Here is a 13,426-nt window from a genome sequence, read left to right as displayed (position 1 = left end):
AGCCTTGCCATGAAGCGTATTTTAATCGTTACAGGACAATCTGGATCAGGGAAATCATCTGCCTTGCAGGTGCTTGAAGATTTAGGTTACTACTGTATTGATAATTTACCTCTGGCATTGTTACCTGAAATTGTGGCTAAGCTGGATTGTGAAAATAATCTAGAGCAATTGGCTTTAGGGGTGGATGTCCGCAGTACTGGTGCAGACTTGCAAGAGTTTGACCATGTTTTTGAACAATTACAGAAACATGGTTCGGTTGATATTATTTATTTGACCACGCAAGACCAAGAATTGATTTCTCGTTTTAGTGCATCACGTCGTCCACATCCATTATCAAGTCGTTTTAAAAGTTTGACTGAATGTATTCAGGAAGAAAAAACTTTATTACTTCCGATACAATTACGTTCAACAGTACATATTGATACCACCGATAAAAGTGTGCATGATTTAAAGCACACTTTATTGTCTAAACTTGGGCAATCGGATAACTTAATTTTAATTTTGCAATCTTTTGGTTATAAGCACGGTATTCCACTTGATGCCGATTATGTGTTTGACGTACGTCATTTGCCTAACCCACATTGGGATTTGGAATTGCGAAAATATTCAGGTTTAGATTTACCTGTACAACAGTTTTTGCTACAAAGTGAACAAACCAATGAGATGTTCCAAGATATTTATTATTTTTTAGATAAGTGGTTGCCTGCTTTTGCAGAAGGTCATCGTCACTATATAACGGTGTCTATTGGATGCACCGGAGGGCAGCACCGTTCAGTATATATTGTGGATAGACTCAAAAAAGCCCTTGAGGAAAAATGGTCTATTCAAGTCTTACACAGGGAAATGAAGCACTGGTCATGATTGACACAACTGTTGACGTAATTAATAAACTAGGTTTACATGCGCGTGCGTCTGGAAAGCTAATAGAAGTTACCACCAAATTTCGTTCATCGATTCAAATTGGTAAAGGTGATAAATTAGTTGATGCAAAAAATATTATGTTCTTGCTCATGCTTGGTGCAGGCAAGGGCACAACTTTACGTTTAGTGCTTGATGGTGCAGATGAAGAACAAGCTTTATCTGAAATTCAGGCACTATTTGCAGCAAAATTTTATGAGGCAGATTAATCGTGGCACGTCGACCGCAACAGCGTTTTACTGAAGATGACTTTGACACTTTAGAAGGGCGTGCAAGTAAGACTGAACAAAAAAAAGCAGTGCAACGTATGGCTGCTTTAGGTGAACAATTGGCTGAATTGAGCCTTAAGCAAATTCAGAAACTTCCAGTTGAAGAGCGTTTAATTGATGCGTTGTTAGAAGTGCGTAATATTACGGCACATGAAGCACGCCGTCGCCAATTTTTACGTATTGGTAAATTGTTGCGTAATGAAGATGAAACGGTGATTTTATCTTATTTAACGCCACAGCAAGGTGCGAAAAAAACAGCACAATTGAACCGTTGGGTAGATCGCATGATTGCTCAAGGTGATCCTGCGATTAAGGAATTCATGAAAGCGCATAATGCGGCAGAACATCATCCTATTCGTCAGCATATTTTGCGTATTCATCGTGATATTGCAAAACAATTGCCTGAAGATGAATTGGTGGCTTCGAAGCTCAAATTGTTTAATTACATTCAACAAGTGGCTTTAATTTCAGATAATTAAGCTTCTTACTTTCAAAGTAAAAAAAGCGGCTCAGAAGAGCCGCTTTTTTTATCGGTAAAAATCTTCATTGTGTTGATGACGGTTGCAGGGAATTAATTAAATTCATCTACAGCACGCTCTTTGGCCCAATTACGTAAAATAAATTTCTGTAGTTTCCCTGTCGATGTTTTAGGAATTTCGGTAATGATAATATCTTTAGGCACTTTAAAACGTGCTAGATGTTGTTTACAGAATTTAATTAGTTCTTCAGGAGTTGCTGTTTGACCGTTTTTAAGTTCCACAAAGGCACATGGAACTTCTTGCCAACGTGGATCAGGTTTGGCAACCACGGCTGCTGTGAGTACGGCAGGATGTTTGTACAATATTTCTTCTACTTCAAGTGACGAAATATTTTCACCCCCTGAAATAATCACGTCTTTTGAACGATCGGTAATTTTGGCATAACCATCGGGTTGGCAAACGGCAAGATCACCTGTATGAAACCATCCACCAGCGAAGGCTTCAGCTGTTGCTTCTGGGTTCTTTAAATAGCCCTTCATCACAATGTTGCCACGGAACATAATTTCGCCCATAGTTTGTCCATCATGAGGTACTTCCTGCATGGTTTCAGGATCAAGTACTTTCATGCTGTCTTGCAACGGATATGGTACGCCTTGACGTGAATGAAGTTGTGCTTGTTCTTGAATGGATAAATCACTCCAACCTGCCTGTGAGGCGCAAAGCGCAGAAGGACCGTAGGTTTCAGTTAAACCATAAACATGAGTCACATTAATACCAATATTACGCATTCCTTCAATGGTTGTCGCAGGTGGTGCAGCGCCTGCGACCATGACTTCCACACGGTGGTCAAAGGCTGTTTTTTTATCCTCTGGGGTGTTAATCAGCATGGATAAAACAATAGGTGCACCACAGAAATAGTCGACTTTATGTTCAGCAATTAATTTGAAAATTTGTTCAGCATCCACTTTACGTAAACAAACATTGGTACCACCGTTGGCTGCCATGGTCCATGCAAAGCACCAACCATTACAGTGGAATAGAGGAAGCGTCCATAAATAGGTTGCGCGAGGTGTCATACCGCAAGCAATGATATTGCTGGCTGCGTTAATGTAAGCACCACGATGGTGGTAAACCACGCCTTTAGGATTGCCTGTGGTTCCAGAGGTATAGCTTAAACTGATCGCATCCCACTCATCTGTGGGTAAATACCATTCAAAATTTGCGTCACCCTCAAGCAGCCAGTCTTCATATTCAATTTGGCCAATGGGCGTTGAAAAGCCATATTCAGCATCATTGACATCAATCACATAGATGTCTTGTGGAACCAGTGCAAGCGCTTCTGTGGCAAGCGCTGCAAATTCAGGGTCGACCAATAACACTTTAGTTTCCGCATGTTCAAGCATGAAGGCCAAAGTTTTAGCATCCAGACGTGTATTTAAGGTATTGAGCACAGCACCAGCCATAGGAACAGCAAAGTGCGCTTCAATCATGGCAGGAATGTTTGGAAGTAGTGCAGAAACGGTATCATTTTTACCGATCCCTAGTTTTTGGAGTTGGCTAGCAAACTGACGGCAACGATTGTATGTTTCACGCCAAGTGATACGACGCTGAGCATAAATAATCGCATTCTGATTTGGATAGATATACGCTGCACGATCAAGGTAGCGTAGCGGTGACAACGCTACAAAGTTTGCGGGAGTACGCGGTAATTCATCGTATGCGCTCACCATTTTAAAACTCCATTCTATATTTATTTTTAAACCCTGCTGAAAAGATATGCATTTCTAATGAGTCTTGCATTTAGGCTTTAGTCGAGTGCTTTTTTTGAAATTGTAATAGATTGAATATTAATAAAATTATTTTATTGTTCGGTTTTTTTTGAACGTATGGGTTCCCATATTTGATTTTTTAGGTATTTTACTCTAATTGAGGGCTGAAGTGATATCAGCCAAGGAATAATAATGAAAATACAACAGGTGAATGAAACATGGAGCAATTGGTCGGGAAGCCAAAAAGCTTCGCCGCAAATTTTCCAACCTAGACATGGGCTTAAAACATGCTTCCCGTTGTTTTGGGAAGGGCGTGACTAGGCAAAAAATCACAAATTTATCGTAGATCGAGTTTTTTCCTGCGAAAAGGTTTAATCCAAGGGTTAAGACGTGTAAAATTCTAATCGATTTTTATTTATCCACCGTTTTTATCTTTTGAGGTTCTCCTCGATCATAATCTCGCGGTGATATGCCCCATGGTACGGGGCATCACTCCTTAAGGATTTTTTTATATGCCAATTATCACTTTGCCAAATGGCGATCAAAAACAATTTGATCAAGCCGTATCTGTGATGGACGTTGCGTTAAGCATTGGTCCTGGTCTTGCGAAAAATACAGTAGCAGGTCGTGTAAACGGTCGTTTAGTTGATGCATCAGACTTGATTGCTGAAGATGCAACCGTACAAATCATTACACCGAAAGACGAAGAAGGTGTAGAGATTATTCGTCACTCTTGCGCGCACTTGGTTGGTCATGCTGTTAAACAATTGTTCCCAGAAGCAAAAATGGTCATTGGTCCTGTCATTGAAGAAGGTTTCTACTATGACATCTGGATGCCACGTCCATTCACTTTAGATGACATGGCTGCGATTGAAGAGCGTATGAAAAAGCTTATCGATCTAGATTATGATGTCGTGAAAAAAATGACACCGCGTGATGAAGTAGTTGCAGAATTCACAGCACGTGGCGAAGAATACAAATTACGCTTGATCGCGGACATGCCTGAAGAAACGCAAATGGGCTTGTACTACCATCAAGATTATTTGGATATGTGCCGTGGTCCGCACGTACCAAACACTAAATTCTTAAAATCATTCAAGTTGACTAAAATCTCTGGTGCTTACTGGCGCGGCGATGCGAAGAATGAACAATTACAACGTATTTACGGTACAGCTTGGTCAGACAAGAAACAACTAGCTGCTTATGTAAAACGTATTGAAGAAGCAGAAAAGCGCGATCATCGTAAAATTGGTAAAGCGTTAGATTTATTCCATATGCAAGAAGAAGCGCCAGGTATGGTGTTTTGGCATCCGAATGGCTGGACGATTTACCAAGTGCTTGAACAATACATGCGTAAAGTTCAGCAAGACAATGGTTATCAAGAAATTCGTACACCACAAGTGGTTGATTTTTCACTTTGGGAAAAATCAGGTCATGCGGCAAACTATGCAGACAATATGTTTACCACGCATTCGGAAAACCGTAACTATGCGGTAAAACCAATGAACTGCCCATGTCACGTGCAAGTATTTAACCAAGGTTTAAAATCTTACCGTGATTTGCCAATTCGTTTGGCTGAATTTGGTTCATGTCACCGTAACGAACCATCGGGCTCACTACACGGTATTATGCGTGTTCGTGGCTTTACTCAAGATGATGCGCATATTTTCTGTACCACTGAACAGATTGGTAAAGAAGTTGCTGATTTCATTAAGCTCACTTTAGATGTGTATAAAGATTTTGGTTTTGAAGAAGTACAAATGAAATTATCAACACGTCCAGAAAAACGTGTTGGTGATGACAAACTTTGGGATATGGCTGAAAAATCTTTGGCAGATGCTTTAGATGCAGCAGGTCTGGCTTGGGACTTACAACCGGGCGAAGGTGCATTCTACGGTCCAAAAATTGAATTCTCCTTGAAAGACTGCTTAGGTCGTGTCTGGCAATGTGGTACTATTCAGTGTGACTTCAATTTACCAGAGCGTTTAGACGCATCTTATGTGACTGAAGACAATGGTCGTGATCAACCTGTTATGTTGCACCGTGCAATTCTTGGCAGTTTCGAACGATTTATTGGTATACTAATTGAACACTACGCTGGCTTTATGCCACCTTGGTTAGCACCAACACAAGTGTGTGTAATGAATATTACAGATTCACAAGCTGAAGCATGTGAGTCAGTCGTCGCGAAACTTAAAGAAAGTGGAATTCGTACCATTTCTGACTTGAGAAATGAGAAAATCGGCTTTAAGATTCGTGAACGTACTTTAGAGCGTATTCCTTACTTACTGGTTCTTGGAGACCGTGAAGTTGAGGAAGGTACAGTAAATGTTCGTACCCGCTCAGGAAAAAATTTAGGTACTATGTCAATTGATGCCTTCGTTGACCTAGTGAATGTAGCCGTCGCCGAACGTGGCCGGTATATTGTGGAGTAAGAAAGATTAAACAGCCTGACCGTAACCAACAACAAGGTGCTAAAAGCAATCGTCCTGCATTGAATGATGAGATCCGTGCGAAAGAAGTACGTCTCGTTGCTGCAGATGGGGAACAAAAAGGCATCGTTTCACTTGCTGAAGCGTTGCGTGCTGCAGAAGAAGTTGATCTTGATCTTGTTGAGATCGTTGCTAATGCAGAGCCACCTGTTTGTAAAATCATGGACTTTAACAAACATTTATTCGATCTGAAGCAAAAGCAAAAAGATGCGAAGAAAAAACAGCATCAAGTTCAGGTTAAAGAGATTAAGTTGCGTCCGGGTACAGATATTGGTGATTACAACATCAAGTTACGTGCCATTCTTCGTTTCTTAGAAGAAGGAAACAAGGTGAAAATTACCTTGCGCTTCCGTGGTCGTGAAATGGCTCATCAACAATTAGGTCTTGCTCAATTACAAAAAGTTGAAGCAGATGTAATTGAATACGGTACTGTTGAACAAGCACCAAAAATGGAAGGTCGTCAAATGGGTATGCTAATTGGACCGAAACGTAAAAAATAAGCACTCATTGAATAAAAAAGCACTGCACATGCAGTGCTTTTTTATGTCTGTGTTTTGATGGGGCTTATCTTAGAATATAAAAAAGACCAGTCAGTGACTGGTCTTTTTTATGGTTTATTCAGCTTTAGGCAAATCTAAAAGTTCATTACCTTTTCGACCAATTGGAATGTGCCGCGGTAATTTTTCTTCAGGAAGAATCCGCTGCAATTCTATGTTCAATAAACCATTTTCATAGTTAGCTCGTTGCACCTCAATATGCTCATCTAAACGTAAAGACAGTTTGAATGAACGATTGGCAATGCCTTTATGTAAAAATTCAACGGACGTATCCGACTTTTCTTCAGTTGATTTACCTGTGATCGTGAGTACCTGATTTTCAAGATTAATTTTAAGTTGATCTTGATTAAATCCGGTTGTTGCAACGACTATACGATAATTATTGTCACTAGTTTTTTCAATATTATATAGCGGATAATTCGGGGTATCGCTTTGCATCGCATAATCGAATAAGTCATTGAGTTGGTCAAAACCAATGCTACGATGGAATAATGGACTAAGGCTTAAGTTGCTCATTGATAGAACCTCCTGAAATTAGCAAAGTTTTATAAACAAGATCTTGATTACTGCTTTCGCAGAACTTTCAGCAATATCATGAAAGATCATTGCTGTATCTTAAATATAGGATTGCTTTTATAGATTTCAAGAATAAAAATTAAAAAATCTTCATTTGATAATTGATTGAGAAATAATGTGTTTAATCACAGTACTTTGTATATGAAGTACTACAGTTTGTTGCAATAAAACATGCTATAACTAGCTATAAATCTCAATAATGTGATGTAAAAAATGAGAAAAGTGGAAGGTAGATAACATGATTGATTTATATTATTGGGGTACGCCCAATGGTCATAAAATTACAATAGCATTAGAAGAAATGGGATTGGATTATCAAGTTTTTCCTATTAATATTTTGGAAAATGATCAGTTTCAACCCGACTTTTTACGTATTTCTCCCAACAATAAAATTCCAGCCATTGTGGATCAAGATGGCCCTCGCAGCGAAGCAATTTCAGTGTTTGAGTCTGGTGCAATTTTACAATATTTGGGTCGTAAAACAGGCTTGTACTATCCAACAGATGAACAGCAACGGGTTGAAGTTGAGCAATGGTTGATGTGGCAAATGGGCGGTTTGGGGCCGATGTTAGGACAGAATCATCATTTTAATAAATTTGCACCTGAGAAAATTCCATATGCAATAGATCGTTATGTGAATGAAACCAAACGTCTTTATAGTGTGTTGAATAAACAGTTAATTGGTCAAAAGTATGTAGCAGGTGAATATTCAATTGCTGATATGGCGATTCTGCCGTGGATATTACGTTATGAGTGGCAGCAAATTCAGTTAGATGATTATCCATATGTAAAAGAATATATTACGCGTTTAACCGCACGTCCAGCAGTGCAACGAGCCTTAGCGCTTAAAGTGAGTACTTGATTGTAAAATAGCGTATATTTTTGTGCTAAGATCTTTGTATGACAAGCACTTAAATTTCGCAGAAATAAACCACCCATTATGGTGGTTTTTTATTGGATAACATGATGATGAAAGATTTTTTCTTAAATTTAACGCGTATTATTGAAAGCAATGCGAAGATTTATTGGGCGATTATCTTTGGTATTGCATGTTGTTTGTTGCTCTATATTGCCGAAGTAGTGCATATGCAATCCTTGGCAGAGATGCTAAAAACAGGTGCTCCATCGATATCGGGTGAAGTCTTTGGCACGATTGCACGACGTTATAATTTAGCGCGTGGATTGGTCATGGTGTTATTTATTCTTTGGTCTGTCTATGAATATAAAAAGACCAAGAAAAAGCTTGGGCTTTAAGCCAGTATTTATTGCATGTTGTCCTATTTTTTACTGTTTATTTCGGCTTTTGGTGCAGCAACCTTATTACCATTGCAGTCAGAAGCTGTTTTATTGGCATTGTTAGCCGAAGGCAGTCATTCTGTTCTTGGCTTACTCTTTTTTGCCAGTTTAGGAAATATTCTGGGTTCTTGTGTGAATTGGTGGCTCGGTTTTAAAATCGAAAACTATAAAGATAAAAAGTGGTTTCCTGTTTCTGAAACTAAAATGCTCAAAGCACAGATTCTGTATCAAAAATATGGCTACTGGTCATTGTTGTTTAGTTGGGTGCCGATCATTGGTGATCCGATTACTTTAATTGCAGGTTTGCTTAAAGAAAATTTTGTGCGGTTTATATTGATGGTGAGCCTTGCGAAAGTAGGGCGTTATGTTTTTATCTATTGGGCTTTTTCAATGTTTTAAAAAAGAGATACTGCTGCATCTCTTTTTATGCTTTTTATTCTGGACATTGATTGAGGTCAAACTTAATTTCATCTTTCAGGGTTGATTTTTTATATAGCCATAATGTGCTAGCTGTGCGCTTCACAGAAATTTGGCTATGTGAAACTGCCTGAACAACAGCTTGGTCTATCGCATAAATACCTGAACCTTTTTTCACTTTGACTTTCTTTACATCACCATGTTTATTCACTTTGAAGGTGAATTTAACCGCACGATTATGTCCATTTAACTGGTCAGAATCGAGCTCTAAAGTCGGTTGAGTGCGATATGAAAAGACGGTTTTTTTCTTTTGCTGTTGAGCCTGCCAATTTTTAGAATCAAACTGATACTGGCAAACCTCTCTGTCATTATCTGGGCTTAATTTTAAGCTGAAGGTTTGGTAACCAATCACTGGCGTTGCGGTATCATTTTCAACATGCGGTTTGACATGTGCTTCACGAACCGCTTTCACTAAAAGATTATCTAAATGCGCTAAACCGGTACTTTCCTGTACGCGAGCTTCGGCAATATTGCCTTTTTCATCGGCATAGATACGAATAATGGCACTTCTATTTTGGTCTTTTAAATCTTCATTTTTATACTGTGGGCGCGGAAACTTGCTCCACTGAATACGTGTAGTCAAATGCGCGGGAAGGGCTGCGCTTTTCTGAACGGAGAGTTGTTTTGTGGCTTTAGGTTCAGCACTATAGGCAGCGCTTAACGGTAAGCTGATGAGTAGAGAAAAACACATAATTTGTTTCATAAATATTTATTTCTTTAATCAAATCAGAGATAGCAGCGATGGCGGAGCATTGTGAGTGCGCAGTATTTCCTGAATTGAAAATACTCGCAAGTCTAAAAAATAAATTAATCTCTCTGATCATTGCCTTTACCAATGTCTACACCAAATAAATCTTTGTTTTTGATCCAGCTTATTGTGGCTACGAACATGGTTACACAGCCGCGAAACACAGTTGCCATCATGGCTCCCATATATTTTGCTGCTACGCCAGATTCAAAAGTACCTAATTCATTGCGGCTTGAGACAAATATGCCATTCACAGCGACAATGCATCCGCGCATATTTTCAGGGGAATAAATTTGCAGAATGGTTTGTCGAACCACGACTGAAATGTTGTCACAAGCCCCGTTAGGGCTAAAGCCAACAGTGATAGCCATATATTCTTTGAGAAAGCAAATAACAGTGTGAATAGCCCAAAACCTGCGACAGCCAATAACATATTGCGCCAAGCATTCTGTGTGGGTGGAAACTTGGTTAAAGCAATCATGGTGATGAGTGCACCAATAGACGGTGCTGCACGTAAATAACCCAAACCTTCAGGGCCGACTTTTAAAATATCTTCAGCAAAAATAGGCAGTAGTGCAATCACACCACCAAACAGTACAGAAACCAAATCGAGAGAAATTGCCCACAGTACAATTTTAGTTTTCCAGATAAAACGGAAACCATCACCTAAGCTTTCTCTTTGTTTTAATTTTAGGGAAATTGCGCTTTTTCAGCAGATTAATTAATATAAAACAGATGGCTAGTAATATTACAACGGACAGTAAACGACTTTCACGACCTAAAAATGCCAACATGAATCCACCCAGCATTGGGCCAATAATTACGCCGCTTTGCCAACCAATCGTAGCCCAAGTTGCGCCATTGGCATATAGCTCCATAGCGATGAAACAGCCACCATAAAACGATTGGCAAGGGTAATGCAAAGAACAAACAGATTTTCATGATGGTCTGTTTGTTAAAGTGGTCGGTAAAATAACTACTCCATAAAGACAGTGCCATAAATAGAATAGCTTTAGCTCAACCAATCAACCCTAAGGTTAAAGGCTCTTTGGTAATTTGATAAAGTGAATAGGCGACAATAATTTCTTGAATTAAAATGGCGAGGGTGAGACAGAACTGGTTTATCGTCACAATTGAAAAACCACGATAGTGCAGTGTTGCAAAAACATCCTATGTAGGGCTTATATGGGGCCAATATTCTTATTTTATGATAATTGTAATGATTAATCTCTATTTTAATTATAAAAAAAGCTGACTTTTATCTTGAAAAATAAAGCAAAGCAATTAGATGGTTGGTTGCAGGTTTTTATGATATTTGCTTTTGTTTTAAGCAAAGATGCTTTAGAATACTGGCTCCCTTACCTGCAGGTCGTTTTTGCAATGGTGCAGACGTTCCGAACAGGTGTTCAAAAGAGGTTGTTATGCCTAAGATGAAAACTCGCCGTGGTGCTGCTAAACGCTTTAAAGCGACAGCTAACGGTATCAAGCGTAAACAAGCGTTCAAACGCCACATTTTGACCAAAAAATCTGCTAAGCGTATTCGTCAATTGCGCGGCTGTGTAATGGTTCACGTAAGTGACGTTGCTTCAGTTCGCCGTATGTGCCCATACCTTTAAGGAGATTTATAAATGGCTCGTGTAAAACGTGGTGTCCAGGCGCATCGTCGTCATAAAAGAATTCTTGCTCGTGCTAAAGGTTACTACGGCGCTCGTTCACGTGTATATCGCGTAGCGTTCCAAGCAGTAATCAAAGCTGGTCAATATGCTTACCGTGACCGTCGTCAGAAGAAACGTCAATTCCGCGCTTTGTGGATTGCTCGTATCAATGCTGGTGCGCGCTTAAACGGTTTGTCGTACAGCCGTATGATTGCTGGCTTGAAAAAAGCTCAGATCATCATCGACCGTCGCGTACTTGCTGATATCGCTATGCATGATGCAGTTGCATTTGCTGCTATCGCTGAAAAAGCGAAAAGCGCATTAGCTGCTTAATCATCATAGATGATTCAAAAAAGACCGCTTTTAGCGGTCTTTTTTATTGTGAAAATTTTATAAAAACACATTGGTATATCGTAAAGGTCTGAGGATAAAAACTTGAGTTATCTGTTGTTAAGTTGGATAAAATTTTCGATTCGGAAAGGTCGATAGGATAAATAAACCAATGGCTGTAAATCCTATCGCTTGTAAGATCAGCATGATTTTATGCTCGGTAGGCAATGCTGCAATTAAAGTCATCAATGCAATAAGCGGCATTACCCAAAATAGAAGAGTAAAGCCATTTTTATAGGGGTTATTTGCTGTGATCTTTAAGCTTAAAGCTCTAAGTAGATGTATGCTCATACCAATGACTAGGCTAATTCCCGTAAACATAGCGGAGAGTTGTTGTGCTATGGAAGATAGATAAATCATGCCACAGGTGGCAATGCATACCATCAATTTAATTTGACGGGTACATCTGTCCGAATACCAAAACTGCAACATTATTTTTGCTCATCTGCAATGTCATTTTTATTCATCAATGATAATGGCGAGAATAAACAAATAGCTAAAGCCATAAAGCCAATCCCTTGTGCACCGGGAATTAAAATTTCACCCTCTTTCATATGCATAAAAATGAGTGACATTAATAGCGCAATTGGAATCCATGTGAGCAGTCGATATAATAAACCTGTTGGATTTTGAGTGGCAAAATGAAGCTTGCAATAACGACAGATCAGAAAAATGATGCCTGTACCTAAGAACATGAGTATTGCATCAAGTTTGAGTGGTTCCATCCAATAAAGCACACCTGTGGCAATCGCAATAGCAAAAAAAATCATGAGTTTACGAAGGATAGAAACTTGAGGATTAAACCAAAATTCGAGCATATTTTTCGGATAGATCAATGAGGGCTGAATTGTACTTTAGCAAAAATAGAGATAAAAAAGCGAGGCTTTTGCCTCGCTTTAAATTTTATGAGTTTTTAAGTGGACCCCAATCATAAATTTTCTTTTGATAGGCATACCACATCATCCATAGCCCAATCAAAATCATGGGTACAGTAAGGAATTGACCTTTACTCATCCAGCCAATAAACAGTTGACCATTGTCTGGTTCGCGGAAAAATTCAACCACAAAGCGTGCAATACCGTAGCCAATCAAGAACAGGGCTGAAACTGCCATACGTGGACGTGGTTTTGAACTGAACCACCAGAGCACAATAAACAGAATAAGACCTTCTGCAAATGCTTGATAAAGTTGTGATGGATGACGAACCAATTGTAGAGGATCGGTTGGGAAGATCATCCCAAGCGCAAAGTTGGGATCAGAGACTTGACGACCATACAGTTCACCGCCAATAAAGTTACCAATGCGACCAAACATTAAACCTGTTGGCACACAAGGGGCAATAAAATCGAGGGTTTGGAACCAAGTCATCTGGTATTTTTTACACCAGAACAGCATGGCAATCATCACACCCAAGAAGCCGCCATGGAAGCTCATACCGCCTGTCCAGACTTGGAATAACCACAGTGGATTGGCAAGAAATTGCTCAAAGCCATAAAAGAACACGTAGCCCATACGACCACCGACGACGACACCTAAAGCACCATAGAAAATCAGGTCAGAGACCATATCGGGTGTCCAGCCATCACGTTGTTTGGTTCGATAGGTTGCAAGCCCCCAAGCAAATAAAAATGCCAATAAATACATTAGTCCATACCAATGTACTTGTAGGGGTCCCAGTGATATAGCAACTGGATCAATATTTGGATAGGTCAGCATTCCTGTTCCTTGTCATTATGTTTTGCACAGATTTTAGCTGAATGTGGTGAAAAATGTTGTACATTCAATGTGTAAAGATAATGA

General features: G+C 39.4%; 17 protein-coding genes and 1 pseudogene. 11 read left to right on the top strand and 7 right to left on the bottom strand.

Annotation, left to right across the window (positions count from 1 at the left end; translation table 11 throughout):
• The first annotated feature begins 9 nt into the window (after positions 1–9).
• The 3 genes from rapZ to yjgA are packed head-to-tail and all read left to right on the top strand — an operon-like array spanning position 10 to position 1,666.
• A complete protein-coding gene (rapZ, locus tag B9T25_RS03600; RefSeq protein WP_086187123.1) occupies positions 10–861 on the top strand; it encodes an RNase adapter RapZ in 852 nt (283 codons plus the stop codon).
• Positions 858–1,127, top strand: a complete 270-nt coding sequence (locus tag B9T25_RS03595; RefSeq protein ID WP_086187122.1) for an HPr family phosphocarrier protein — start codon at positions 858–860, stop codon at positions 1,125–1,127. Before rapZ ends, B9T25_RS03595 begins: the two co-directional genes overlap by 4 nt.
• 2 nt (positions 1,128–1,129) lie before the next feature.
• Positions 1,130–1,666, top strand: coding sequence for a ribosome biogenesis factor YjgA (gene yjgA / locus B9T25_RS03590; protein WP_086187121.1), 537 nt, complete (start codon positions 1,130–1,132; stop codon positions 1,664–1,666).
• 92 nt (positions 1,667–1,758) lie between these two features.
• Here the strand turns inward: yjgA and B9T25_RS03585 are convergent, their stop codons facing one another.
• Positions 1,759–3,396 carry an acyl-CoA synthetase gene (locus B9T25_RS03585; protein WP_086187120.1) on the bottom strand — a complete coding sequence of 546 codons (1,638 nt, stop codon included), beginning with the start codon at positions 3,394–3,396 and terminating at the stop codon, positions 1,759–1,761.
• A gap of 231 nt (positions 3,397–3,627) precedes the next feature.
• Between B9T25_RS03585 and B9T25_RS14755 the strand changes: the two genes are divergently transcribed.
• From B9T25_RS14755 to infC, 3 genes are all read left to right on the top strand, one after another.
• Complete coding sequence (locus tag B9T25_RS14755; RefSeq protein ID WP_265733486.1) at positions 3,628–3,756, top strand: hypothetical protein; 129 nt, start codon at positions 3,628–3,630, stop codon at positions 3,754–3,756.
• Positions 3,757–3,947: 191 nt separating this feature from the next.
• The gene (thrS, locus tag B9T25_RS03580) at positions 3,948–5,870 is read left to right on the top strand and encodes a threonine--tRNA ligase (RefSeq protein WP_086187119.1); all 1,923 of its coding nucleotides are present in this window, start codon (positions 3,948–3,950) and stop codon (positions 5,868–5,870) included.
• Positions 5,871–5,929: 59 nt separating this feature from the next.
• Complete coding sequence (gene infC / locus B9T25_RS03575) at positions 5,930–6,427, top strand: translation initiation factor IF-3 (RefSeq protein WP_416202348.1); 498 nt, start codon at positions 5,930–5,932, stop codon at positions 6,425–6,427.
• Between the two features lie 114 nt (positions 6,428–6,541).
• Here the strand turns inward: infC and B9T25_RS03570 are convergent, their stop codons facing one another.
• A complete protein-coding gene (locus tag B9T25_RS03570; protein ID WP_086187117.1) occupies positions 6,542–7,000 on the bottom strand; it encodes an Hsp20 family protein in 459 nt (152 codons plus the stop codon).
• Positions 7,001–7,298: 298 nt separating this feature from the next.
• On the opposite strand from B9T25_RS03570, the gene B9T25_RS03565 reads away from it, so the two are divergent.
• From B9T25_RS03565 to B9T25_RS03555, 3 genes are all read left to right on the top strand, one after another.
• Entirely contained in the window at positions 7,299–7,922 is a 624-nt protein-coding gene (locus B9T25_RS03565) for a glutathione S-transferase N-terminal domain-containing protein (RefSeq protein ID WP_086187116.1), read from the top strand.
• A gap of 107 nt (positions 7,923–8,029) precedes the next feature.
• Complete coding sequence (locus B9T25_RS03560; RefSeq protein ID WP_086187391.1) at positions 8,030–8,314, top strand: hypothetical protein; 285 nt, start codon at positions 8,030–8,032, stop codon at positions 8,312–8,314.
• An 18-nt stretch (positions 8,315–8,332) separates the two neighbouring features.
• Positions 8,333–8,755 carry a YqaA family protein gene (locus tag B9T25_RS03555; RefSeq protein ID WP_086187390.1) on the top strand — a complete coding sequence of 141 codons (423 nt, stop codon included), beginning with the start codon at positions 8,333–8,335 and terminating at the stop codon, positions 8,753–8,755.
• A gap of 34 nt (positions 8,756–8,789) precedes the next feature.
• Here B9T25_RS03555 and B9T25_RS03550 read toward each other — a convergent pair whose 3' ends face one another.
• Together B9T25_RS03550 and B9T25_RS03545 are read right to left on the bottom strand one after the other, a co-directional pair.
• Positions 8,790–9,536 carry an energy transducer TonB family protein gene (locus tag B9T25_RS03550; protein ID WP_086187115.1) on the bottom strand — a complete coding sequence of 249 codons (747 nt, stop codon included), beginning with the start codon at positions 9,534–9,536 and terminating at the stop codon, positions 8,790–8,792.
• Between the two features lie 104 nt (positions 9,537–9,640).
• Positions 9,641–10,736: pseudogene (locus B9T25_RS03545) on the bottom strand (MFS transporter).
• 266 nt (positions 10,737–11,002) lie between these two features.
• On the opposite strand from B9T25_RS03545, the gene rpmI reads away from it, so the two are divergent.
• Together rpmI and rplT are read left to right on the top strand one after the other, a co-directional pair.
• Entirely contained in the window at positions 11,003–11,197 is a 195-nt protein-coding gene (rpmI, locus tag B9T25_RS03540) for a 50S ribosomal protein L35 (protein WP_067721945.1), read from the top strand.
• A 12-nt stretch (positions 11,198–11,209) separates the two neighbouring features.
• Positions 11,210–11,569: a 50S ribosomal protein L20 gene (gene rplT, locus B9T25_RS03535; protein WP_086187114.1), complete on the top strand. Its 360-nt coding sequence runs from the start codon at positions 11,210–11,212 to the stop codon at positions 11,567–11,569.
• 117 nt (positions 11,570–11,686) lie between these two features.
• Here rplT and B9T25_RS03530 read toward each other — a convergent pair whose 3' ends face one another.
• From B9T25_RS03530 to lgt, 3 genes are all read right to left on the bottom strand, one after another.
• Entirely contained in the window at positions 11,687–12,058 is a 372-nt protein-coding gene (locus tag B9T25_RS03530) for a hypothetical protein (protein ID WP_086187113.1), read from the bottom strand.
• The gene (locus tag B9T25_RS03525; RefSeq protein ID WP_086187112.1) at positions 12,058–12,444 is read right to left on the bottom strand and encodes a hypothetical protein; all 387 of its coding nucleotides are present in this window, start codon (positions 12,442–12,444) and stop codon (positions 12,058–12,060) included. The genes B9T25_RS03530 and B9T25_RS03525 overlap by 1 nt, the downstream gene beginning before the upstream one ends.
• Before the next feature lie 85 nt (positions 12,445–12,529).
• Positions 12,530–13,342, bottom strand: coding sequence for a prolipoprotein diacylglyceryl transferase (gene lgt, locus B9T25_RS03520; RefSeq protein ID WP_086187111.1), 813 nt, complete (start codon positions 13,340–13,342; stop codon positions 12,530–12,532).
• Positions 13,343–13,426: the final 84 nt, after the last annotated feature.

The sequence above is a fragment of the Acinetobacter sp. ANC 4470 genome (genome assembly GCF_002135335.1).
Classification (GTDB): domain Bacteria; phylum Pseudomonadota; class Gammaproteobacteria; order Pseudomonadales; family Moraxellaceae; genus Acinetobacter.
This window is presented reverse-complemented; position numbering and strand designations above follow the sequence as displayed.

What these genes read in the sequence shown, in the direction of transcription:
- B9T25_RS03585 (WP_086187120.1), bottom strand. Translation starts at nt 3,396, where the DNA reads ATGGTGAGCGCATACGATGAATTACCGCGTACTCCCGCAAACTTTGTA.
- B9T25_RS03565 (WP_086187116.1), top strand. Translation starts at nt 7,299, where the DNA reads ATGATTGATTTATATTATTGGGGTACGCCCAATGGTCATAAAATTACA.
- rplT (WP_086187114.1), top strand. Translation starts at nt 11,210, where the DNA reads ATGGCTCGTGTAAAACGTGGTGTCCAGGCGCATCGTCGTCATAAAAGA.
- B9T25_RS03550 (WP_086187115.1), bottom strand. Translation starts at nt 9,536, where the DNA reads ATGAAACAAATTATGTGTTTTTCTCTACTCATCAGCTTACCGTTAAGC.
- rapZ (WP_086187123.1), top strand. Translation starts at nt 10, where the DNA reads ATGAAGCGTATTTTAATCGTTACAGGACAATCTGGATCAGGGAAATCA.
- B9T25_RS03595 (WP_086187122.1), top strand. Translation starts at nt 858, where the DNA reads ATGATTGACACAACTGTTGACGTAATTAATAAACTAGGTTTACATGCG.
- B9T25_RS14755 (WP_265733486.1), top strand. Translation starts at nt 3,628, where the DNA reads ATGAAAATACAACAGGTGAATGAAACATGGAGCAATTGGTCGGGAAGC.
- lgt (WP_086187111.1), bottom strand. Translation starts at nt 13,342, where the DNA reads ATGCTGACCTATCCAAATATTGATCCAGTTGCTATATCACTGGGACCC.
- B9T25_RS03530 (WP_086187113.1), bottom strand. Translation starts at nt 12,058, where the DNA reads ATGTTGCAGTTTTGGTATTCGGACAGATGTACCCGTCAAATTAAATTG.
- B9T25_RS03570 (WP_086187117.1), bottom strand. Translation starts at nt 7,000, where the DNA reads ATGAGCAACTTAAGCCTTAGTCCATTATTCCATCGTAGCATTGGTTTT.
- thrS (WP_086187119.1), top strand. Translation starts at nt 3,948, where the DNA reads ATGCCAATTATCACTTTGCCAAATGGCGATCAAAAACAATTTGATCAA.
- B9T25_RS03525 (WP_086187112.1), bottom strand. Translation starts at nt 12,444, where the DNA reads ATGCTCGAATTTTGGTTTAATCCTCAAGTTTCTATCCTTCGTAAACTC.
- rpmI (WP_067721945.1), top strand. Translation starts at nt 11,003, where the DNA reads ATGCCTAAGATGAAAACTCGCCGTGGTGCTGCTAAACGCTTTAAAGCG.
- B9T25_RS03560 (WP_086187391.1), top strand. Translation starts at nt 8,030, where the DNA reads ATGAAAGATTTTTTCTTAAATTTAACGCGTATTATTGAAAGCAATGCG.